The sequence below is a fragment of the Arsukibacterium tuosuense genome (assembly GCF_900215315.1).
Lineage (GTDB): Bacteria > Pseudomonadota > Gammaproteobacteria > Enterobacterales > Alteromonadaceae > Alishewanella > Alishewanella tuosuense.
On record NZ_OBEB01000005.1, the window covers coordinates 181,006 to 202,029 of the forward strand.

Below are 21,024 nucleotides of genomic sequence, written 5' to 3' on the forward strand. Positions count from 1 at the left end.
TCGTGTTTGCTTAGGCTTTATGCTGTTGCATCAGCGCAATAAAGTGGTCGAACAGCTCAGAGGCTTCGTGCGGGCCGGGGCTGGCTTCAGGGTGACCCTGAAAACTAAACGCCGGTTTGTCCGTACGATGAATGCCTTGCAGTGAACCATCAAACAGCGATTTATGGGTGGCTCTTAAGTGGCCTGGTAACGTGGCTTCGTCTACCGCAAAACCATGGTTCTGGGCAGTGATAAGCACCTTCTTATTATCAAGATTTTGCACCGGGTGGTTGGCCCCATGGTGGCCGAACTTCATTTTTGAGGTTTTAGCGCCACTGGCCAGCGCCAGTAACTGATGGCCTAAACAAATGCCGAACAGTGGGATGTCAGTGTCTAAAAAGGTTTTAATCGCCTCGATGGCATAATCACATGGTGCCGGATCGCCAGGGCCATTTGATAAGAAGATGCCATCCGGCTTAAGTGCTAACACGTCACTGGCGGGCGTTTGCGCCGGTACCACGGTAAGCTTACAGCCGCGGTCAGCCAGCATCCGCAGGATATTGCGTTTTACCCCAAAGTCATAAGCGACCACATGAAACTGCTGATTGCACTGCTCTGCGGCTGCAGCACGATGGCCTTCGCCCAATACCCAACTGCCTTCGGTCCACTGATAAGATGACTTAACGCTGACTACTTTTGCTAAATCCATGCCGGCCAGGCCTGCAAAGCCCTGAGCCAGTTGCAACGCCTTGGTTTCATCCTGGTTATCGCCAGCCATAATGCAGCCATTTTGCGCACCTTTCTGCCGTAAAATACGGGTTAACTTGCGGGTATCGATATCGGCAATGCCAAGAATATTGTGTTGTGAAAGGTATTGACTAAGTGAGAGTTGATTACGGAAATTACTGGCTAACAATGGAAGGTCACGAATGATCAGGCCTTTGGCCCAAACCTGTCCGGATTCTTCATCTTCACTATTGGTTCCGGTGTTGCCAATATGTGGGTAAGTAAGTGTTACTATCTGCTCTGCGTATGAGGGATCAGTTAAGATTTCCTGATACCCGGTCATCGAGGTGTTAAACACCACCTCACCTACAGAAACTCCTTCAGCGCCAATGGCTGTACCGTGAAATACGGTGCCGTCTTCCAGTACGAGCAGGGCGGACTTAGTCAAAATAACCTCCAAACAGCAAAAAACGGGCGAAAACTATTTGTGTTTTACAACCCGTTTTGACCCAAAATTCTAATCCCGTTTTTAAAGGATGAGCGGACCGGTCGAGTGGCGCAAGCCAGAGACCGGGCAAACCTGCTTATTTTAGGCGAAAAGCGTACTTTTGGCTATGGATATTTTAGTTTTTTACAAATATACCTGCTTTAACACGTTTTTAAGTTTAGTTGCTCAAAAGCTTATGTTAAGTCGGCCAATCCGAGCACTTGTTGCATGGAATAAAGTCCGGGCTGTTTATTTTGCAACCACAAAGCAGCACGCAGTGCACCTTGGGCAAAGGTATTACGGCTGGACGCTTTGTGGCTTATTTCCAGTCTTTCGCCTAAATCTGCAAAAAGTGCAGTGTGATCGCCAATAATGTCGCCACCCCGCACCGTGGCAAAGCCAATAGTTTGCTGGTTACGCTCGCCAGTTATGCCCTCACGGCCATACACTGCCACATCATTTAAATTGCGTCCCAGGGTTTTGGCAATAGTGGCACCTATGGCCATGGCAGTGCCTGACGGCGCATCCTTCTTATAACGGTGATGCGCTTCAATAATTTCGATATCGGCAGTCTGACCCATTACCCGGGCGGCGGTTTGCACTAAATGCAGCAGCAGGTTCACCCCGACACTCATATTAGGCGCCCAGACAATCGGAATATGCTCACTGGCCTGCTGCAGCTGCTGGTACTGCTCATCGCTAAGGCCGGTTACCCCAATAACCATGGCTTTCTTTGCTGCTACCGCCAGCTCCAGATGCGCCAGCATCGCCTGCGGCATGGTAAAGTCGACCCAGATGTCAGCATTTTTAATGCTACTTGTGCCGGTTTCGCTTAATGCCAGCCCCAGCTTGCCACAGCCAGCCAGCTCGCCGGCATCGACGCCAATTAATGACGAGCCGGCACGCACGGTGGCGGCAGTTAAGTTTAACTGCTGCTCATTGGCAACAGTGGTAAGGGCACGACCCATCCGGCCGTTTGCGCCGAAAATTCCGATAGCAGGCATAATTTACTCGGTATAAAAATAACAATGGCGGCTATTAAAGCAAAAGCAGCCAATACTAGAAAGCAAAATAGCCATCTTAATGGCTATTTCTTATATAAAACATTGTTGAGATGAGTAAGCAGATCTTGAAAAAATAAAGGTCGTGGCGTCTGTTGGGTCGACACAGAGTGTCTGAGCGGACGCGCCAGCGGCAGCGAGTTGCTGTGGCGAGCCCGGCAGATGTTCCGACCTTTATTTCACATCAATACGCTTTTACTACACCGCTTTTTGCAGAATCTGCCGTGAAACGTCCAGATCAATATCACCATGCTCGCCCAGTTTCAGCATGCCATTGGCTTGCAGTTTAGCTACCAGCTTATCCACCGCATCGGCGGCAATGCCATAGTCTGCCAACCGGGTGGGCACGCCCATTTGCTCAAAAAAGGCCCGGGTGTGGCTAATGGTATCGTCAATTAACCGCTCTTCATCCTGATGGCTCAGCTGCCATACCCGCCTACCGAACTGCAGTAGCTTCTCGCGCTTTTGCGCGCGCTGCTGTTGCATTAACGCCGGCAACACTATGGCCAGGGTTTGGGCATGGTCCAGGCCATAGACTGCGGTGATTTCATGGCCAATCATATGGGTTGCCCAGTCTTGCGGCACACCCTGACCAATCAGGCCATTCAGTGCCATGGTGGCCGCCCACATAATATTGGCCCGCACGTCATAGTTATCTGGCTCGCTCAGTGCTTTAGGGCCCTGCTCTACCAGAGTTTGCAATAAACCCTCAGCAAACCGGTCTTGTACCGGCGCATTCACCGGATAAGTTAAATACTGCTCTATTACATGGACAAACGCATCTACCACGCCATTGGCTACTTGCCGCGGCGGCAGGCTAAAGGTGACGGTCGGGTCAAGAATAGCGAACTGCGGATACACCAGTGAACTGGAAAATGACAGTTTTTGCTGGGTTTCATAGCGGGTAACCACGGAGTTACCATTACTCTCGGTGCCCGTGGCCGGCAAGGTCAGCACGCAGCCCAGGGCAATGGCACTTTCAACCTTGCCGCGGTTGGCTAAAATATCCCAGGCATCACCAGGATATACCGCGGCGGCAGCGACAAACTTTGCGCCATCAATCACGCTGCCACCGCCAACCGGTAACAGAAAATCAATTTTTTGCTCGCGCACTAAGTCAGCAGCTTTCATCAGGGTTTCAAAACTGGGATTAGGCTCAATACCGCTAAACTCCTGCCAGTCAAAGCCAGCAAGGGCCGCTACTACCTGATCATACACGCCGTTATGTTTAATTGAACCGCCACCATACAACATAAGCACTTTACTGCCGGCAGGAATTAATTTAGCCAGCTGGTTAAGCTGATCTTTACCAAACACAATACGGGTGGGGTTCTGATACGAAAAGTTAAGCATTTATACTCCGGGTAAGTTACTGCTGATTAACAGGCCTTTTCAGGTTATGTGGGCATTGCCGGCTTGCTTCAAGGCCGGTTGCCCTTGCTTATATCCCGTTTATTCCTGCAGTCAGCGCGTATCACTGCGCAATGTGCGCACGCGTCGCTCTAAATCAGCAGCACTGACTGCAGCAGCCGGTATGGCCTCAGCGGCAACTAATTGTACTTTTGACCACCAACGACCTTTAAGTTTGAAAGCGCCTTTGCCATGATGGCTGAAAAATGAGCCCCACAGTCCCTGCAAGGCCATCGGCACCACGGGCACCGGGCTTTCGCTGATAATCCGCTCAATACCCGGCCGGAAATTATCGATATCACCGGTTTTAGTCAGCCGGCCCTCAGGGAAAATACAGACCAGATTACCATCAGCCAGCTCGCGCTTAATCGCTGCAAAAGCCGCTTCATACACCTGCTCATCTTTTTGTTTGCTGCAGATAGGAATGGTTCGGGCCGCCTTGAATAACCAGTTGGCGACAGGCAGGTCATAAATGGCTTTTTCCATGACAAACCTTACCGGCCGGCGCACGGCACCAGCAATCAGCATCGCATCAACGTAGCTGACATGGTTTGCTACCAGCACTGCTGCACCCTCCTCCGGAATGTGGTCCAGGCCATGGCTGCGAACCCGATATAAAGTATGACTGAGCAGATAAATAACAAAGCGCAGCGTAAATTCCGGTACCTGACTATACACATATAGCGCTACTACTGCGTTCATAATAGCGAGGATAAGAAAGTATTGCGGTATCGTTAAACCCAGTACCGATAGAAACAAAATGCCGGCCAGAGCGCTAACCACCATAAACAGCGCATTAAAAATATTATTGGCAGCAATCATTCTGGCTCGCTGGCCCGGCTCTGCCCGCTTTTGTAATATGGCATACAGCGGTACGATAAACAGGCCGCCTGACACCCCTATCAGGGTAAGATCAAATAACACCCACCAGCCATATCCACTTTGTAAAAATGCGCCCAGACTGAGTAACTGCACCGCTACCTGTTCTGGCGCACTAAAATACAAACTACAGCCAAATACCGTTAGGCCAATAGAACCCAAAGGCACTATTCCCAGTTCTACCCGGTTGCCGGATAGTCGCTCACACAGCATAGAACCCAGCCCGACCCCAACTGAAAATGCGACCAGCAATGCTGTGACTACCGTATTATCGCCACCGAGCACAGTTTTAGTAAAGTTAGGGAACTGAGTTAAATAGCTGGCGCCCAAAAACCAGAACCAACTGATCGCCATAATCGCCAGATACAGGGTGCGATTGGCATAACTGATTTTAATGGTTTGCAACGTTTGTTTAACGGGAGCAAAGCTGAAACGTTCGGCTTTATCCACTTGGCCTACTGCAGGAATAGCGCGGCTGGTTAAATAGCCCAGTGCAGCAAACAGCACAATAATAGCGCCAACCCAGAGCAAGGCATGCTCTGTGCCTACCAGTAAACCACCGGTAATTGTGCCTAATAAAATAGCAATAAAAGTGCCCATTTCTACCCAGGCATTGCCGGCCAGCAACTCTTTATCGTCAAGCAGTTGCGGCAAAATAGCGTATTTAACCGGGCCAAAAAACGCCGACTGGCTGCCCATCAGAAATAATAAGCCCAACAACACTAAGTACTGCTGAAAATAAAAAGCTACTGCAGCCAGCAACATCAGGATAATTTCAGTGAGTTTTAACAGCCGGATCAGTCTGCTTTTACACATGCTGTCAGCCAGTGTGCCCGCCGTGGCGGAAAACAACAAAAATGGCAAAATAAACAAGCCAGCAGCCAGGTTCATGGTGACATCGGTACTCCATGGCAAAGCATTGGCTGCGGTGAATGCCAGTAGTAACATCAGCGCATTTTTAAAGACATTGTCGTTGAACGCACCGAGCGCCTGAGTTAAGAAAAATGGCAGAAAACGACGGCTTTTAATAATTTTTCTGGCTGACATGGCAACACCTTCTGTGACCGCTACCTAAATAAAACAGCACTGAAAACGGTAGGTTTTTTCAACAAAATACCCTAAGTTAGCTGTCAGGCGCCAGCAGTTCCTGCAATTATTGACAAGACGTCTGGCCATCTATATAGTTCGCAACCCATTTTTGTTGAGGTACACCATGGTCAATGCTGTTAGTCAGCCCGGCGCTAAACGCTCCCTTATCCCATTGGGGTTGTTCATCCTGCTGTTCTTAGGTAGTGGTTTATATTTTCAGGGGCAAAACGTTGATTATGCGTTTTACCAGTTGCCCGGCCATGTCGCAATAATTCCGGCGTTAATGCTGGCGATCTGGCTACACCGCTCGCCACTGCAGCAATCAATAGACGTGCTGATAAAAGGTGCTGGCAACCACAACATCATTACCATGTGTCTGATTTACCTGCTAGCTGGCGCCTTTGCCAGCGTAGCAACGGCAACCGGCGGTGTGGATGCGGCAGTAAATGCGGGTTTAAGTATCGTGCCTGCAGCCTGGCTGTTACCAGGCCTGTTTATTATTGCCGCTCTTATATCGACAGCAATGGGCACCTCGATGGGTACCATAGGCGCATTAGCACCTATAGCTGCCGGCCTCGCGACCAAGGCAAATATGGACCCGGCGCTGGTAGCCGGGGTACTGTTAAGTGGCGCCATGTTTGGCGACAATTTATCTATCATCTCTGATACCACTATCGCCTCCACCCGAACTCAGGGTGCCAGAATGTCTGATAAATTTAAGGAAAATATTAAAATCGCCCTGCCGGCCGCTGTACTGACCTTAATTCTGTACAGCTTTGTGACCAGTAATACTGCGCCGGTGGCTGCTGCCGACTTCAGCTGGACCGGTGTTTTACCCTATGCCGCCATTTTAGTGCTGGCCGTAATGGGCCTGAACGTGTTTCTGGTATTATTGTTGGGTATTGTGCTGGCAGCAGCACAAGGCAGTGTATTTGCCGACTATCAAATCGCTGGCTTAGGTAAAGACATCGCGGCTGGTTTTGCCAGCGTCCAGGAAATTTTCCTGTTGGCGATGCTGGTAAGCGGTTTAAGTGAGTTTATTAAACAACAAGGGGGGCTGAGCTGGATCTCTGGCAAAATTCAGAGCATGACCAGCAAGCTCAAACTGGCAGGCAATAAGGCGCAACAACTGGCAATAGCCGCACTGGCCTTCACCAGCAACCTGTGTATTGCTAATAATACCGTCGCCATTGTGCTAACCGGTGATGTCTCGAAGAATCTGGCACAGCAACATCAGATCACCCCAAGGCGCAGCGCCAGTTTATTAGATATTTTCGCCTGTATCAGTCAGGGTTTGGTGCCCTATGGCGCGCAGGCCCTGTTGTTAGGAGCCAGCTTTGGTATTTCACCGTGGCAGGTTGTGACGAACAGCTTTTATTGCCTGATCTTATTTGCCGTAGCCTGCGGCATTATTTTGCTACGCCAACCTGAAAATACCCCAGCAGAAAGCAGAGCTGCTTGAGCGAGCCAACAGCACAGTTACCCGGGTCGCTGCCGATAGTGCCGCCACGCCAGGTTAGTTTTAACCCAGACATGGCGGACTAACGCCCGCCAGTGCATTTTATGCCGATAGCCCCGCAGATACCAAAGTGTGCCGGCTATATAAGCTTTTGTGCCAGACTGCAGTTGCATCTGCAATATGAACCTGGCGAAATCCCGCCGCAGCGGGCTTTTGCGCAGTTGTCTGGCTACCTCTTCAGGCAGGCTCCGCTCAAATAGCTTTTCAATAAGTAATAAAGTATTTACTACTGGTTCCAGTGCGCCAAACTGCTCAGCATCACATAAGAGCTGTGATAGTAACTTTTGCTCAGCTAGCTGGCTGTACAGCAAATCTAAATCGATTAAATCTTTTGTCAGCTTGTGCTGCTCTTCCTGCCAGAAAAAATGGATAGCGGCATGTATATATAAATAGCTTAGGCTGGGTACCTGAAAACATGAGCCTGCAATCGGACTGGCGCTTGCAAAAACATTCTCTGTTATCAGGTTTTTACGCCCGGCCAAGGGAAACAAAGCAAAGTGTAAATCCAGCGCCGTACCACGTTTTACATGGTAAAGCGGCGGGTTTTCATGGGACAGTTCCAGGTAAAAATGTTTATCGTATGCCGACACTGCAGGTTCAAAAAAGCCAGCAAAGAAGAGCTTAGCCTTGCAGTCATTTAACTGCTGCCGGCTTACCAGCAAATCAATATCCGAATACAAACGCCCTTCACTGACTGTAAGGCCTAACGCCTGATAGGCAGCGCCTTTTAACAGTAAACAGGGATAGTCAGCTTCAGCCAGGCAAGGCTCCAACTCAAATAACTCATAAAATAAGCTGGCTTGCTGTTTCTGATAATAGCGCCAGCCCCATTCGCAATGTTTTTGTACTGTTTCAGGCAAGCTATCCAGCAATTTATGACGGTCAAATAGTGCCCTAAGCTGTGCTGTCAGTCCCATACTGCGCGCCTGTTGCAGTAAGTCTGTCCAACATGCAGCACTGGCCTTAGCCTGAAACTGTTCAGGATCACGAAAACACTGAATTAATAAAGGCACTAGCATAGCAATTGTTCCAGCAACTCAATCATCTGGCTGGTATCACTGTACTCAAGCCGGTAGCTTTCAGTATTGTCTACCAACTGGCTTAACAATCTGAACCCTTCAGTTGCGTAAACCGCATAATTAAAGCTGTTCTGTGCCAGATAAAGTAAAGTATCTGCTTTGGGCATGGTAAATACTGCCACTGGCTCAGCCTCAGCCTGATACGCCGGAAACAGGATCCATGCTGGCGCTGCTGGAGTGTCAGACTGTATCCAGCTTATGTCAGTTGGCCGTAAATAGGCGACTGTACCTTTCTCAGTATCTGGTGTGCGGTGGAAAACAGAGATGCCGGGCTGGTATTGCCGGATAACCTCAATTGACGCATTTTTTAAACTAACCGGCCGCACGTAGGGTTGTAACTGACCACTGCCAGGGTCAATCAGACACATCTCATCAGATAATAACCGCCATCCCCGCAACATCAGCAGCGCACACAAGGTACTTTTACCACTACCTGGCGGTGCGGGCATAATCAACGCCTTGCCGTCCTTCTCAAGTACTGCAGCATGAATGGCCAGATATTGTTGCTGATATGCTGAGACACACCAGTTCAAACCCCATTCAAACGTTGGGATCAGCTGGTTGGCATCAGCCATTCGAAAATGCTCGCTGCCGGTTCGAAAATGGTATGGCCGGCTCTTGCCACTGAAACGGCGCCGGTAATCAATATGAAAATCATAAATATGTTCAGGGCAAGGCTGAAGCCGCAGTACTTCATCTGGATATAAACTGGATAAATCAGTAAATAACGTCGGGCTGTCAGTTGCTATGCGAACAGTAAAGGGCGGGGTATGCAATGAAAAAAGCGACAAACTTACTCCTGCTCGGCAAAATGTTCCGATAACAGCTTACAGGTAGCATAACTGATTTTGTTAAAAGACACAGCGGTATTATCGGCCGGGAAAATCTTCTGAACGATCTGCTGGTTACTATCTGTTTGCCTGGCATCAGCTAGCCAGGCAGCATAAGTTGTCTCAGTATACAGCGAATCGTTCTTCTGCATTAAAACTCTTTTTCACCATCAATATACATCTGCAGTACTTCCGCCAACTGGTCCGTTTTACCTGTTAGCATGGCATTGCTGTACGCGTCGACGAATGCCTCAGGCTCAGGATACATGCCCTGGCCCCGGTAAAACATTGAATGCAAAAATAAAGCGGCTATATCCCGCTCCAGTGAGGTAGAACCATTGTGCACGGCTTCTGCCAGACTAACACCTGCACCGCCCGGGAAAATCTCACTGAACATGGTTTTTTCGTTAATAACGAAGCCGTTAAAATTATAGGTAAACTCGGGGTTACGATGATAGTTCTCTGAAGCAGAGTGGTAATAACCGCTTCGTTCGTTACCCTTGCCGAGCCCCTTATTAACATCAAAATATTGCTTCGCGGCACCGTGCGAATTAAATGACGCAGTACAGGTTTCAAACTGCTCAGCCTGAGCAGATTGCATTTGCGACATTGACGCACTCAAATTACAATTTTGAGTAGTGTAGCCCCAGGCGCCTTTACTTTTAAGGGCCATTAACACGGGTAGCGAGCCCATACCTGCCCGCACTAAAAACTTACGACGGCCACTCGCTGCTTTGATATCCTTATTGTCCATAGACTTTTCACCCTTGTCCTGATGTTTCAGCGTATAGCTAATTTATCCACTGCAACATGCAAATTTTACTCCAAAGCTGTAAACGCTTGAAATTTATTAAGTTACTTAACACACAGCATCAGAAAAATTTAATATTGTAAATTTAACTGACGCCACAACTGCGTTGGCAGCCTGTTATTTCCGGCAATTCGGCAACCGCCCGGCTTTTTTCCGCTCGTTAAACGTCGCCATTGCTTCCGGCATTCTGGCTCGCAATTCCGTTATCCGGTTCTCTGGTGCCGGGTGACTGGATAAAAACTGTGGGGTGTTATTGCTGCTGGCTGCTGCCATATTCTGCCACAAATTTACCGCCTGACGTGGCTCAAACCCCGCTTTGGCCATTAAATCCAGGCCAATAACATCGGCTTCTGATTCATGGGTCCGGCTGAAAGGCAGTGTTACGCCAAGCTGGGCACCCAAACCTAATGCCGTCATAATTTCCTGCTGATAGCGCACGCCATAGGCTTTGGTACCGGCATCGCCGAGTGCCAGAGCCGATTGGATAAACTGGTTGGTAGACAACCGTTCGTTGCTATGACTAGCCATTACATGAGCAATTTCATGACCTATCACTGCTGCCAGTTGTTCCTGATTCTCCGCAACTTTAAGTAAGCCGGTATACACACCGATATTACCACCGGGTAAGGCAAAGGCATTAACTTGCTCACTGTCAAACACCACCACTTCCCACGGGTTAGTCAGGTACTCTTCCGGAGTTACCCGTAACAAGGCACTGGCAATACATTGCACATAGTCGTTAGCTCTGGCGTCTTTACTGACCGGCGTTTCTGCTTTCATTGTTTCAAACGTTTGATCGCCCATTGCACTAAGTTGACTATCATTGAAAAGCATAATCTGGTTACGGCCAGTAGGCGACTGAACGCAAGCCACCAAAACTATTGCAGCAACTGCAGCCAGTGAAAACTTTTTCAGCATATCAAAATCCTTATTATGGCAAGGTCAGCAAGTGTACCTATGCTGTTAATTGTATCGGTAGTTGCAAAAAAAACCACCCGAAGGTGGTTTTTTGTTTTTGTTAACCAGTTAAATCATCGAAGAATTTTTTAACGCCGTCAAAAAAACCTTTTGATTTGGGCCGATGTTTTGCTTCGCTCTCACCGGCCATACTTTCGTCCAGCTGACGCAACAATTCTTTTTGCTTGTCGCTAAGATTAACCGGGGTTTCAATTACTACCTTGCAAACCAAATCACCGACACCACCACCACGCACCGACTGCACGCCTTTACCGCGTAGACGGAACATTTTTTCGGTTTGGGTTTCAGCCGGAATTTTCAGTTTAATCCGGCCATCTAATGTGGGCACGGCAATTTCACCGCCCAATGCTGCAGTAGCAAAACTCAGTGGTACATCGCAGTACAGGTTATTGCCATCTCGCTGAAAAATCGGATGCGCTTTAACGTTTACCTGCACGTATAAGTCGCCTGCTGGCGCGCCATGCATGCCTGCTTCACCTTCACCGGTTAAGCGGATCCGATCACCGGTATCAACCCCTGCCGGAATTTTCACTGACAAGGTTTTGGTTTTCTCAACCCGGCCTTCGCCATGACACTTAGTGCACGGCTCCGGAATAATTTTGCCGCGACCATTACAGGTTGGACAGGTTTGCTGTACGGCAAAAAAGCCCTGGCGCATCGTCACCTGGCCTGCACCGTGGCAGGTTGGGCAGCCTTTTGCTGAGGTGCCTTTTTTGGCGCCTGAGCCATCACAGCTGTCACAGTTAACGTAGGTCGGCACTTTAATATCGACCGACTTACCTTTCACTGCTTCTTCTAAGTTAAGTTCGAGGTTATAGCGTAAATCTGAGCCGCGCTGCGCCCGCGACTGGCCTCGACGTCCGCCGCCACCAAAAATGTCGCCAAACACATCGCCAAAAATATCACCAAAGTCGCCAGCACCGGCGCCACCGCCGCCAAAACCACCGCCACCGCCACCGCGGTTAGGATCTACCCCGGCATGGCCAAAACGATCGTAGGCAGCGCGTTTTTGCTCGTCTGATAAAACCTCATAGGCCTCCTGGACTTCTTTAAACTTCTCTTCCATGCCTTTATCGCCCTGAGTACGATCAGGGTGAAATTTCATAGCGAGGCGTTTATAAGCCTTTTTGATGTCTTTATCATCGGCGCCTTTAGCGACACCCAATACTTCATAGTAGTCACGCTTTGACATAAATTTAGTGCTTACTTCTTAGTCAAAGGGCTGCAGCATGCTGCAGCCCGGGCCCGTATTATTTGTTGTCGTCTTTTACTTCTTCGAACTCAGCGTCAACAACATCGTCATTGCCAGCAGCTTGTTGCTGACCGGCATCGGCTCCACCCTGCTGGGCTTTAGCCTGGGCCGCTTCCATCAGCTTTTGCGAAGCCTGAATTAATGCCTGTGACTTGGCATCAATTTCTGCTTTATCGCTACTCTTCAGCGCGGTTTCCAGTTCACTGATTGCCGTTTCAATGGCCGCTTTGTCGTCGCTGGCTAAGTTGTCGCCCACTTCTTCCAGCTGTTTGCGCGTGGCATGAACCATCGCATCAGCCTGGTTGCGGGTTTGCACCAGCTCTTCGAATTTTTTATCTTCTTCAGCATGGGCTTCAGCATCACGCACCATGGCGGCGATTTCATCTTCCGATAAACCTGAAGACGATTTAATGGTGATCTTCTGCTCTTTACCGGTGTCTTTATCTTTCGCCGACACATGTAAAATACCATCCGCATCTAAATCGAAGGTCACTTCAATTTGCGGCTCGCCACGACGACCCGGGCGAATACCTTCTAAATTGAACTGGCCCAGTGATTTATTATCAGTCGCGCGCTTCCGCTCACCCTGCAACACGTGAATGGTTACTGCAGCCTGATTATCATCGGCGGTTGAGAACACCTGCGACTTTTTGGTCGGAATAGTGGTATTTTTCTCAATCAGCGCCGTCATCACGCTACCCATGGTTTCAATACCTAAGGACAGTGGCGTTACGTCCAGCAGCAATACGTCTTTCACGTCACCAGACAGTACCGCACCCTGAATGGCAGCACCGACTGCTACGGCTTCATCCGGGTTCACGTCTTTACGCGGTTCTTTGCCAAAGAAAGCAGTAACGGCTTCCTGTACTTTTGGCATCCGGGTCTGACCACCCACCAGAATAATTTCGTTAATTTCGCTGACGCTTAAATCAGCATCGGCTAAGGCTTTTTTCAGCGGCTCTAAAGTACGCTGTACTAAGTCTTCAACCAGTGACTCCAGCTTAGCGCGGGTCACTTTGATATTTAAGTGTTTCGGGCCTGAAGCATCTGCCGTGATGTAAGGCAGGTTAACTTCAGTTTGCGATGCTGATGACAGCTCAATCTTGGCTTTCTCAGCCGCTTCTTTCAAGCGCTGCATGGCCAACGGATCGTTTCGTAAATCCATGCCCTGCTCTTTCTTGAATTCTTCTACCAGGTAGTTAATTACCCGGTTATCGAAGTCTTCACCACCTAAGTGAGTATCACCATTGGTTGATAACACTTCAAAGGTTTGCTCGCCGTCAACATCATCAATTTCAATAATAGAGATATCGAAAGTACCGCCACCCAGGTCATAAACTGCAATCTTGGTGTCGCCTTTCTTTTTATCCATACCATAAGCCAGTGCCGCAGCGGTTGGCTCGTTGATAATCCGTTTAACGTCCAGGCCCGCAATCCGGCCTGCATCTTTAGTAGCTTGGCGCTGCGCATCGTTAAAGTAGGCTGGTACGGTAATAACCGCAGCGGTTACCGGCTCGCCTAAGAAATCCTCAGCGGTTTTCTTCATTTTTTTCAGCACTTCAGCTGAAATTTGCGGCGCGGCCAGTTTTTTGTCTTTTACTTCAACCCAGGCATCACCATTATCCGCTTTAACAATTTTAAACGGCATAATTTTAATGTCGCGCTGCACTTCTTCGTCTTCAAAGCGACGACCAATTAAACGCTTAATCGCATACAGAGTATTTTTAGGGTTAGTTACCGCCTGACGTTTTGCCGGCTGACCTACTAATACCTCACCATCTTCAGCATAAGCAATAATTGAAGGCGTGGTGCGCGTGCCTTCTGCATTTTCTAAAACCCGAGGTTTGTCACCATCTAACACAGCAACACATGAATTGGTTGTACCCAAGTCAATACCGATTATTCTACCCATAACTGCTCTCCACTTATATTCTGAACAATTAAAAATTGCGTTGAGCGTTTAATGGGGATTAGCCCTGATCGATTCAAGGTTATTAGTTAAAAAATTTTAGAATTAAAAGCTGGCGAGCTGGGCAAGCTCAGGGCGTTAACAAACCTGATTACGACCAGCATGTTTAGCGCGATATAACGCTTCATCAGCATGATTAATCAATTGCTCGGCATTTTCTGCCTGACTGTCCGCACTGGAGGCAACGCCGGCGGAAAAAGTGCAGCCAAATGGCTGACCGGCGGTATCAAAATGCAGGATTGCAAAGTTTTCCAGTATCTGCTTTGTTAAAAGCCGTGCCTGCTCTGCATCACAATCAGGCAGTACCAGCATAAATTCCTCACCGCCGTAGCGCCCGGCCCGGTCAGTCTTCCTTATCCGCTTTCTCATTAACGTCGCCAATGCGGTAATGACGATATCACCGGTAGCATGGCCATGAGCATCATTAACCGTTTTAAAATGATCAATATCCAGCATAACAATGCTTAAAGGCTTACCTGTTCGCCCGGCTCTTTCAAACTCGAATTCTGCCACTTCTTTAATGGCACTATGCTTAATTAAGCCTGTCAAACTATCCTTCTCTACCAGATTCTTTATTTGCATGCTGCGGGCAAGCCGCACTTTTACCGCCTGAGCAAGTTGTAGATCGTCAATTGGTTTAGTAATAAAATCATCTGCACCATGCGACATAGCACGGTTTTGTAGATTTTTATTTTGCTCCGAAGATAAAAAAACAATAGGCAACCGGCGCAGCGGCGGATATTGCCGGATTACCCCGGCCAACTCGGCTCCGGTGTAATCCGGCATATACATATCCATCAAAATTAAATCAGGCTGGAAGTTGATGAGCTCTTTAACAATTTGTTGCGGCTGCTTATTGATAAAGGTATCAATCCCAATCCGGTTCAATACCAACGCATAATGTTCTGCCAGCATGGCATCATCATCAACAATATAGACCCGGCCTTTACCACCTGAAGACTGTTCCAGCAGCTCCGATATGCGACTTATCATATTCGGTACATCCAGAGGCGATACAAAAAAATCGTCGGCATAATGCTGAGCCGCTTTAATCCGCAGTTCGAAATCATCGTTGTCTGAAAAAACTAACAACCTGGATTGTCGCTGCTGCAGCGTATTTAACAATAAATTTTGTTTAAATAAATCAGTACCATTAGTAGGCTCTATCTGGGTAAACAGCAAGGCTGGCGTTTCGGTTTGCAGCATCCTTAAACAACTATCAAAATCTGCTAGCTGCACAACAGTCAGGCCAAATGCATTTAGCTGCGATACCAGCTCACTTATCAGAAGTTGATTATTCAGTAACAACCAGATCGCACGCGGCTCGTCTGCGACGCTTTCATTCGAGGTGGCAATCGGTGAAGTTGAACTTAGCGCTTGTGCCACCCCCTCCTTAAACGAGTAAAGCATTTGGTTTAATTCAGGAATTTTTACTGACTGCTTTTCGGCTGATAAAGCTGATATATTACTAATATACTGTTCGATTTTCCTGGCCAAAGTACCAAGTTGCGGATAACCGAAAGTACCACAAGCCCCGGCAAGCTTGTGAGTTTCAGCCTTTAGTCGGCCTAGCTCATTACCTGTTTTGTGCTGCAGCACCAGCTCAAGCATAGCCTCTGCCCGCACTGGCAGACTTTGTTCAAATCGCTGCCTTACCCTGCTGAAAGCCTCACTAATATCAACCTGAGTTTTAGATGACGGCATAACACTTTTCCTAAGGTTTAGTTAGCTTATAGTATCTGTCTTTGCGGGCAGCGAAAAGTAAAAGGTCGACCCTTTTGCCGGCTCAGAGGTAAAGCCGATGGTTCCACCCATTTGCTGCACTAATTCTTTGCAAATAGCTAAACCTAAGCCTGTGCCACCACTCTTGCGCTGATTAGAACCATCCGCCTGAGCAAAACGTTCAAAAATACGGGGGCGAAAAGCAGCAGGCACGCCTGCGCCAAAATCTGTTATTTCAAACAGCACCGTACCGCGTTGCCGGCGCGCTGTCACTAACACTGCTCCTTGTTGCGGTGAAAACTTAATCGCATTTGACAATAAATTGGTTAGCACCTGCTGCAACCGCAGTGAGTCAGCCAGCACGACTAAATCTGCAGCTATCGGCTGCAACTCAAAAGTGACCTGATGCTGGCTGGCAAAGGGTTGCAAATTATCAATGGCCTGCTGAATTTCTGACTTTACAGGCAGTGGCTGGATATCAAACGGCATTTTGCCAATAGCAAGTCAACATCCAGTAAATCATTAATCAGCTGTGCCAGGCGATCACTGTTACTGCCGGCTACTTGCATTAATTTCTTTAACTTTTCAGGCACTTGGTCTAATTTGCCAGAATTAAGCAAGGCAAGCGCGCCTTTAATTGCAGTTAACGGTGTTCTGAGCTCATGACTCACTGTCGAAACAAAGGCGTCTTTCATTTGCTGCAACTGCATCCGCTCGGTCACATCCTGCACCGAGCCGACCAGAATTTGATCTGGGTTTTCATCAACCGGCAGCAACCTGGCCAGTTCATGCACCCAACGGATAGCCCCGTCAGGGCGGATAATCCGGTGAACAACATCATGCAAACCCGTTTCAAGTGCACGTTGTTCACTGGCCGTAACCAGATCTTTGTCATCCGGGTGTAAGGTGCTTTTAAACAACGCGACACTAGGGGTAGTATTTTCATCAAAGCCAAAAATCTGGTAAATAACCGGCGACCACCACAATTCTCCCGTTACCAACGACGCTTGCCAAAAACCAATTAACGCCGTTTCACTGGCCATTTCCAGCCGCTGCTGGCTAAGCTTGTATTCTTTATTGAGCCGCTCCAGCTCTAAATAGTGCTGTTTTGAAGTGGTAATATCTTCAATATAGCCATGCCATAACGTGCTGCCATCAGGCATGCGCTCGGGCGTAGCACGGCCTGAGACCCAGGTTGGCTTTTTGTTATCCAGACAAACCCGGTACTGATGCTGCCAGAGTGACAAGTTTGCCGCTGATAGTTCGATACTGTTAGCCAGTCCAGCCAGGTCGTCCGGATGAATTTTACTGAAAATAAATGTCGCATCGTCTTTTACCTGCTCCGGCAAAGCACCATAAATTTTCTGAAGATTATTACTGGCGTAGGGAAAACATGCCCGGCCATCCGGCCACTGCTGATACTGATAAACAACGCCCGGTAACTGAGAGGTTAGCTTTAACAACTGTTGTTTCAATGTTTTTTCTTCAGTGATATCCAGAATAAAACCATCAAGAAAGTTCACTTCACCTTGCTCGTTATATTCTGCCCGACCACGCTCTTCTACCCAACGTATGGCGCCGCACTTATGAATAATCCGATATTGCAGTAACCAGCTTTGGTTATCTTTAATGGCCTGCCCCACAGCCAAATCTAATCGTTCGCTATCATCAGGATGAATAACACTGGCATAGCTACGAACTTCATTGTAAATAAAATCGCTGGCCGGATAACCGGAAAGCGGGTCGATGCTGCCGCTCATATATAACATGGTCCAGTCTTTATCGGCTTTACAGCGATAAGTAATACCCGGAATATTGGCGACCAAAGTCTGAAATTGATCGCGGCTGGCTTTTAGCTCCAGCTCAGCATGTTTTTGTTCGGTGATATCAGCGTGGGTGCCATACATCATTAGTGGCTTATTATCTTCGGTCCAGCTTACTACCCGTCCCCGATCATGTACCCATACCCAATGGCCATTTTTATGCTTCATCCGGCATTTACAGTCGTAAAAGGCTAACTGCCCCGCAAAGTGCTGCTCTAATAAACGACCAGAACCCGGCAAATCATCAGGATGCGCCAGGCCAAGCCAGGTATTAATATCTACCGGAGCCAGCTCGGCTAAGCTATAACCGACAATCTCTGCCCAGCGCTCGTTAAATACTGTTTCACCGGTTTGCACATTCCATTGCCAGGTACCAATACGGGTGCCTTCTGACACCGAGCGATACATTAATTCACTGGCAGCAAGTTGCTGATGCGACTGTTCCTGAAATCGGTCAGCAATTTCCTGTTCTATTACGTCGGCGAAATTCCGTAAAATCTGCCGCTCTGCTTCGGTTAACTGGCGTGGTTTTGGGTCAATAATACATAAGGTACCAATACACTGGCTGTTATAATGCAACGGCACACCGGCATAGAATCGGATGAACGGCGCACTGATAACCAGAGGGTTATCAGCAAAACGCGGATCCAGGCTGGCATCTGAGATTTCAAAAATATCGCGACCTAAAATGGCGTGACCACAAAAGGAGATATCTCTGCCTGTCTCACACGCTTGCAGTCCCTGGCGTGACTTAAACCACTGCCGGTTTTTATCAACCAGCGAAATAAGCACAATATCGGTAGCCAGACACTGCTGCACCAGTGAGGTTAATCGATCAAACCTGGGCTCAGCGGCAGTATCAAGCAACCCGGTGCAGATAAGAGCCTGCAACCGCATGTTTTCATCTGCTGGTATTATTGGTGGCTGCATTAGTTCTCCACAGAGCCTGTTACTTCAGCGGCAGTTTCAACTGGATTTTGGTCCGGCGCAGGACAACGGCTAAAGCTCAACCAGAAGGTTGTTTCCTGGCCAGGCACTGAAACAAAGCCGATATTACCGGCCATTTTCTCGGTGAGCTCTTTACTTATCGCCAGCCCCAGCCCGGTACCACCCTGCTGTCGCGTACTGGCTGCATCATTCTGGGCAAATTTCTCAAATATCCGATCTTTAAAATCATCAGCTATGCCTTCACCCAGATCAGTTACCTCAAGCCGGACAAAAGCTGAGTCGGCATGCATGCTAACTTTTACTATCGCATCAACGGGTGAGAACTTAATGGCATTAGATAACAAGTTGGTGACTACCTGAACAAAGCGGGCAGCATCTATTCTGGCAAATAACGGCTCTGCAGCAAAATCCGTTTGCAATATCACTTTGTACTGAGTGGCATAGCTGGAAATTTCATTAATGGCCTGGATCACCAGTGGCTGCAAAGACTGCACCTCTAATGACAGCTGGAACTTGCCGGCAGTCAGTTTTTCTATGTCCAGCAAATCATTGATTAAACGGCCAAGTCGTTTACTGTTGTTCTCGGCCAGTTGTAATAAGTTAGCTACCTTTGCCGGCAAGTCACCCAATCTGCCTGAGTTCACCATTCTTATAGCGGCATATAAGGATGTTAATGGTGTACGCAACTCATGACTTACGGTAGAGATAAATTCGTTCTTCAGCTTTTCATTACGATGACGCTCAGAAATATCTTTTGCCACCCCTAAATAGCCGGTGATAACCCCGGACTGATTCAAAATAGGTGTGACCGTCAGAGATACTGGCAAGCAGCTGCCGTCTTTACGAACATAATGCCATTGCCGGGTTTCAGTGCCTTGCTGCTCAGCAAGCACCACAAAAGCCCGAAAACCTGTAATTGGCTGTTGTAGCTGCGCTGTTAACTCTTGCGATCGTTGCGTGACCTCGTCCGCCACATGCAGGATAGCCGGTGATTGCTTACCAACTAATTCTGCCGCGCTGTAACCCAGCATCCTTTCTGCCCCGCGGCTGAAATAACTGATAATCCCCTCCTGGTTAGTGGCAATAATAGAAAAATCGGAAGCCGCAGCCAGAATGGCTTCAAGCTGACTATTAGCCTGCTGCAATTGTTTGGTTTGCTCATTAACTTTTCGTGCCAGCTCAGCTTCGTTCGCTTTGCCAATGGTAAAAGCGGCAGCTAACTCCCGGCTCATAGCCTGCAAGTTTTGCCCCAGCGTATTATATTCTTCAACTTTACTGGTCGGAATGTCAGTATCAGCGCCGGCCGCAATACTGGACTTCAGTTTTTCACTGGCCAGCGCCAGCCTTCGCAATGGCAGACTTATCACTCTGCTCAGCCAGTTAGCCACCAAAGTGACCAGCAATAAAAACGCCACTAGCAGGGTTAGCTGGCGGGCACTATCCTGTTCAAGTTTAGCCATCACCTCCATGGCACTGTATTCAATTATAATAGCGCCAATGCCCGGCACGGTTAAAGGGTGTTGCACAATAACAAAGCGACTCTGGCTCCAGCGCTGTAAAAGCGGCGACACACCTTCAGGCTGCCAGTGCGAAAAACCTGGCTCTGGAATCGAATTTACCATGCTATCCAGGCTTGTGATTAAGCCTGCGCTATTTAGCACGCTGCCGTTGCTATCGAACAACAGCACACCGACACTATCATCAGGTAACAATAGATCCAGCAACGCAGTGACCTCAGCAGTTGTAAGCTGGTCAACTGGCCCTTGCACTTGCAGTTGTTTTTGCAAAGTAGCGGCTAACAATTGCAGCCTTTGCTCAACACTGGATACGTATTCAGCCTGCTGCTTCCGTGCATCGATTAACAAAGGAATACAGCCGGCAAATAACGTTAAGGCAATCAGAATATGGAATAACAACTGGCGTAAACTAATTAACGGCAACATAAAAAAGCGGCCAACCCAATGTTGCGACTGCAATACCAATATCAACAAGCTGGCAAGTAAGGTGTTAAACACACCATTGATCATCTGTTTGAGTGCTATAAGCACAGCGGTTTGCCATTTGACATCCAGGCCGTATGCATACAACAGGCTGACGGCTGGCAAGCCAACGCATAACCAGAACAACACATCCTGCTTTACCAGACTAAGACCGTTATCCGGCCGCCAACGCCAGCTTAACCAAATAATTTCAGCGGTAAAAATCAACCAGGCATAAGGATGGCCCCAGATAAATAACGTAACAGAAGCAGCCACGCAACCAACTGCAATAGCAGCTGAACGCCCCAACAGCAACAATGCCAGTACTGCGATGGCTGAGCCAAAAATAAATTCAACACTGAAAAATAACGGTAGCCGGGTGTAATTTAAACCTACCGCAGCTAACCCAAACAGTAGTAATAACAACAAATACCTGAGGCGGGGCTCAGTATTTATGCCTTGCTTAGCCATATTGGTCATAAT

General features: G+C 48.3%; 16 protein-coding genes and 1 pseudogene. 1 reads left to right on the forward strand and 16 read right to left on the reverse strand.

Features of this window, described 5'->3' with window-relative positions; genetic code table 11:
- Positions 1 to 10: 10 nt before the first annotated feature.
- The 4 genes from carA to CRO03_RS11735 form a co-directional block, all read right to left on the reverse strand.
- Positions 11 to 1,153 carry a glutamine-hydrolyzing carbamoyl-phosphate synthase small subunit gene (gene carA / locus CRO03_RS11720; protein ID WP_097111814.1) on the reverse strand — a complete coding sequence of 381 codons (1,143 nt, stop codon included), beginning with the start codon at positions 1,151 to 1,153 and terminating at the stop codon, positions 11 to 13.
- 233 nt (positions 1,154 to 1,386) lie between these two features.
- Positions 1,387 to 2,196, reverse strand: coding sequence for a 4-hydroxy-tetrahydrodipicolinate reductase (gene dapB / locus CRO03_RS11725; protein ID WP_097111815.1), 810 nt, complete (start codon positions 2,194 to 2,196; stop codon positions 1,387 to 1,389).
- Between the two features lie 255 nt (positions 2,197 to 2,451).
- Positions 2,452 to 3,606 (reverse strand): iron-containing alcohol dehydrogenase, encoded by a 1,155-nt coding sequence (locus tag CRO03_RS11730; RefSeq protein ID WP_097111816.1) that lies wholly within the window; start codon positions 3,604 to 3,606, stop codon positions 2,452 to 2,454.
- Positions 3,607 to 3,717: 111 nt separating this feature from the next.
- A complete protein-coding gene (locus tag CRO03_RS11735) occupies positions 3,718 to 5,589 on the reverse strand; it encodes an MFS transporter (RefSeq protein WP_097111817.1) in 1,872 nt (623 codons plus the stop codon).
- A 166-nt stretch (positions 5,590 to 5,755) separates the two neighbouring features.
- Between CRO03_RS11735 and CRO03_RS11740 the strand changes: the two genes are divergently transcribed.
- Complete coding sequence (locus CRO03_RS11740; RefSeq protein WP_097111818.1) at positions 5,756 to 7,093, forward strand: Na+/H+ antiporter NhaC family protein; 1,338 nt, start codon at positions 5,756 to 5,758, stop codon at positions 7,091 to 7,093.
- Between the two features lie 17 nt (positions 7,094 to 7,110).
- Here the strand turns inward: CRO03_RS11740 and CRO03_RS11745 are convergent, their stop codons facing one another.
- The 12 genes and pseudogenes from CRO03_RS11745 to CRO03_RS11790 form a co-directional block, all read right to left on the reverse strand.
- Positions 7,111 to 8,169: a nucleotidyltransferase family protein gene (locus tag CRO03_RS11745; protein WP_097111819.1), complete on the reverse strand. Its 1,059-nt coding sequence runs from the start codon at positions 8,167 to 8,169 to the stop codon at positions 7,111 to 7,113.
- Positions 8,163 to 9,020: an HprK-related kinase A gene (locus CRO03_RS11750; RefSeq protein WP_097111820.1), complete on the reverse strand. Its 858-nt coding sequence runs from the start codon at positions 9,018 to 9,020 to the stop codon at positions 8,163 to 8,165. The genes CRO03_RS11745 and CRO03_RS11750 overlap by 7 nt, the downstream gene beginning before the upstream one ends.
- 2 nt (positions 9,021 to 9,022) lie before the next feature.
- The gene (locus CRO03_RS11755; protein WP_097111821.1) at positions 9,023 to 9,211 is read right to left on the reverse strand and encodes a hypothetical protein; all 189 of its coding nucleotides are present in this window, start codon (positions 9,209 to 9,211) and stop codon (positions 9,023 to 9,025) included.
- Positions 9,211 to 9,813 carry a hypothetical protein gene (locus CRO03_RS11760; protein ID WP_097111822.1) on the reverse strand — a complete coding sequence of 201 codons (603 nt, stop codon included), beginning with the start codon at positions 9,811 to 9,813 and terminating at the stop codon, positions 9,211 to 9,213. Before CRO03_RS11760 ends, CRO03_RS11755 begins: the two co-directional genes overlap by 1 nt.
- 174 nt (positions 9,814 to 9,987) lie before the next feature.
- Entirely contained in the window at positions 9,988 to 10,788 is an 801-nt protein-coding gene (locus tag CRO03_RS11765; RefSeq protein ID WP_097111823.1) for a M48 family metallopeptidase, read from the reverse strand.
- Between the two features lie 100 nt (positions 10,789 to 10,888).
- Positions 10,889 to 12,040, reverse strand: a complete 1,152-nt coding sequence (gene dnaJ, locus CRO03_RS11770; protein WP_097111824.1) for a molecular chaperone DnaJ — start codon at positions 12,038 to 12,040, stop codon at positions 10,889 to 10,891.
- 58 nt (positions 12,041 to 12,098) lie between these two features.
- A complete protein-coding gene (dnaK, locus tag CRO03_RS11775) occupies positions 12,099 to 14,012 on the reverse strand; it encodes a molecular chaperone DnaK (RefSeq protein ID WP_097111825.1) in 1,914 nt (637 codons plus the stop codon).
- Positions 14,013 to 14,147: 135 nt separating this feature from the next.
- Positions 14,148 to 15,773 carry a diguanylate cyclase gene (locus CRO03_RS11780; protein WP_097111826.1) on the reverse strand — a complete coding sequence of 542 codons (1,626 nt, stop codon included), beginning with the start codon at positions 15,771 to 15,773 and terminating at the stop codon, positions 14,148 to 14,150.
- A 21-nt stretch (positions 15,774 to 15,794) separates the two neighbouring features.
- Positions 15,795 to 16,280: a sensor histidine kinase gene (locus tag CRO03_RS18545; RefSeq protein WP_245861631.1), complete on the reverse strand. Its 486-nt coding sequence runs from the start codon at positions 16,278 to 16,280 to the stop codon at positions 15,795 to 15,797.
- Positions 16,250 to 18,022 (reverse strand): PAS domain-containing protein, encoded by a 1,773-nt coding sequence (locus tag CRO03_RS11785; RefSeq protein ID WP_425427009.1) that lies wholly within the window; start codon positions 18,020 to 18,022, stop codon positions 16,250 to 16,252. The genes CRO03_RS18545 and CRO03_RS11785 overlap by 31 nt, the downstream gene beginning before the upstream one ends.
- Positions 18,023 to 18,073: 51 nt before the next feature.
- Positions 18,074 to 18,511, reverse strand: a pseudogene (locus CRO03_RS18680) (GAF domain-containing protein); the annotation flags it as partial.
- 32 nt (positions 18,512 to 18,543) lie between these two features.
- Complete coding sequence (locus CRO03_RS11790; RefSeq protein ID WP_097111827.1) at positions 18,544 to 21,021, reverse strand: sensor histidine kinase; 2,478 nt, start codon at positions 21,019 to 21,021, stop codon at positions 18,544 to 18,546.
- Positions 21,022 to 21,024: the final 3 nt, after the last annotated feature.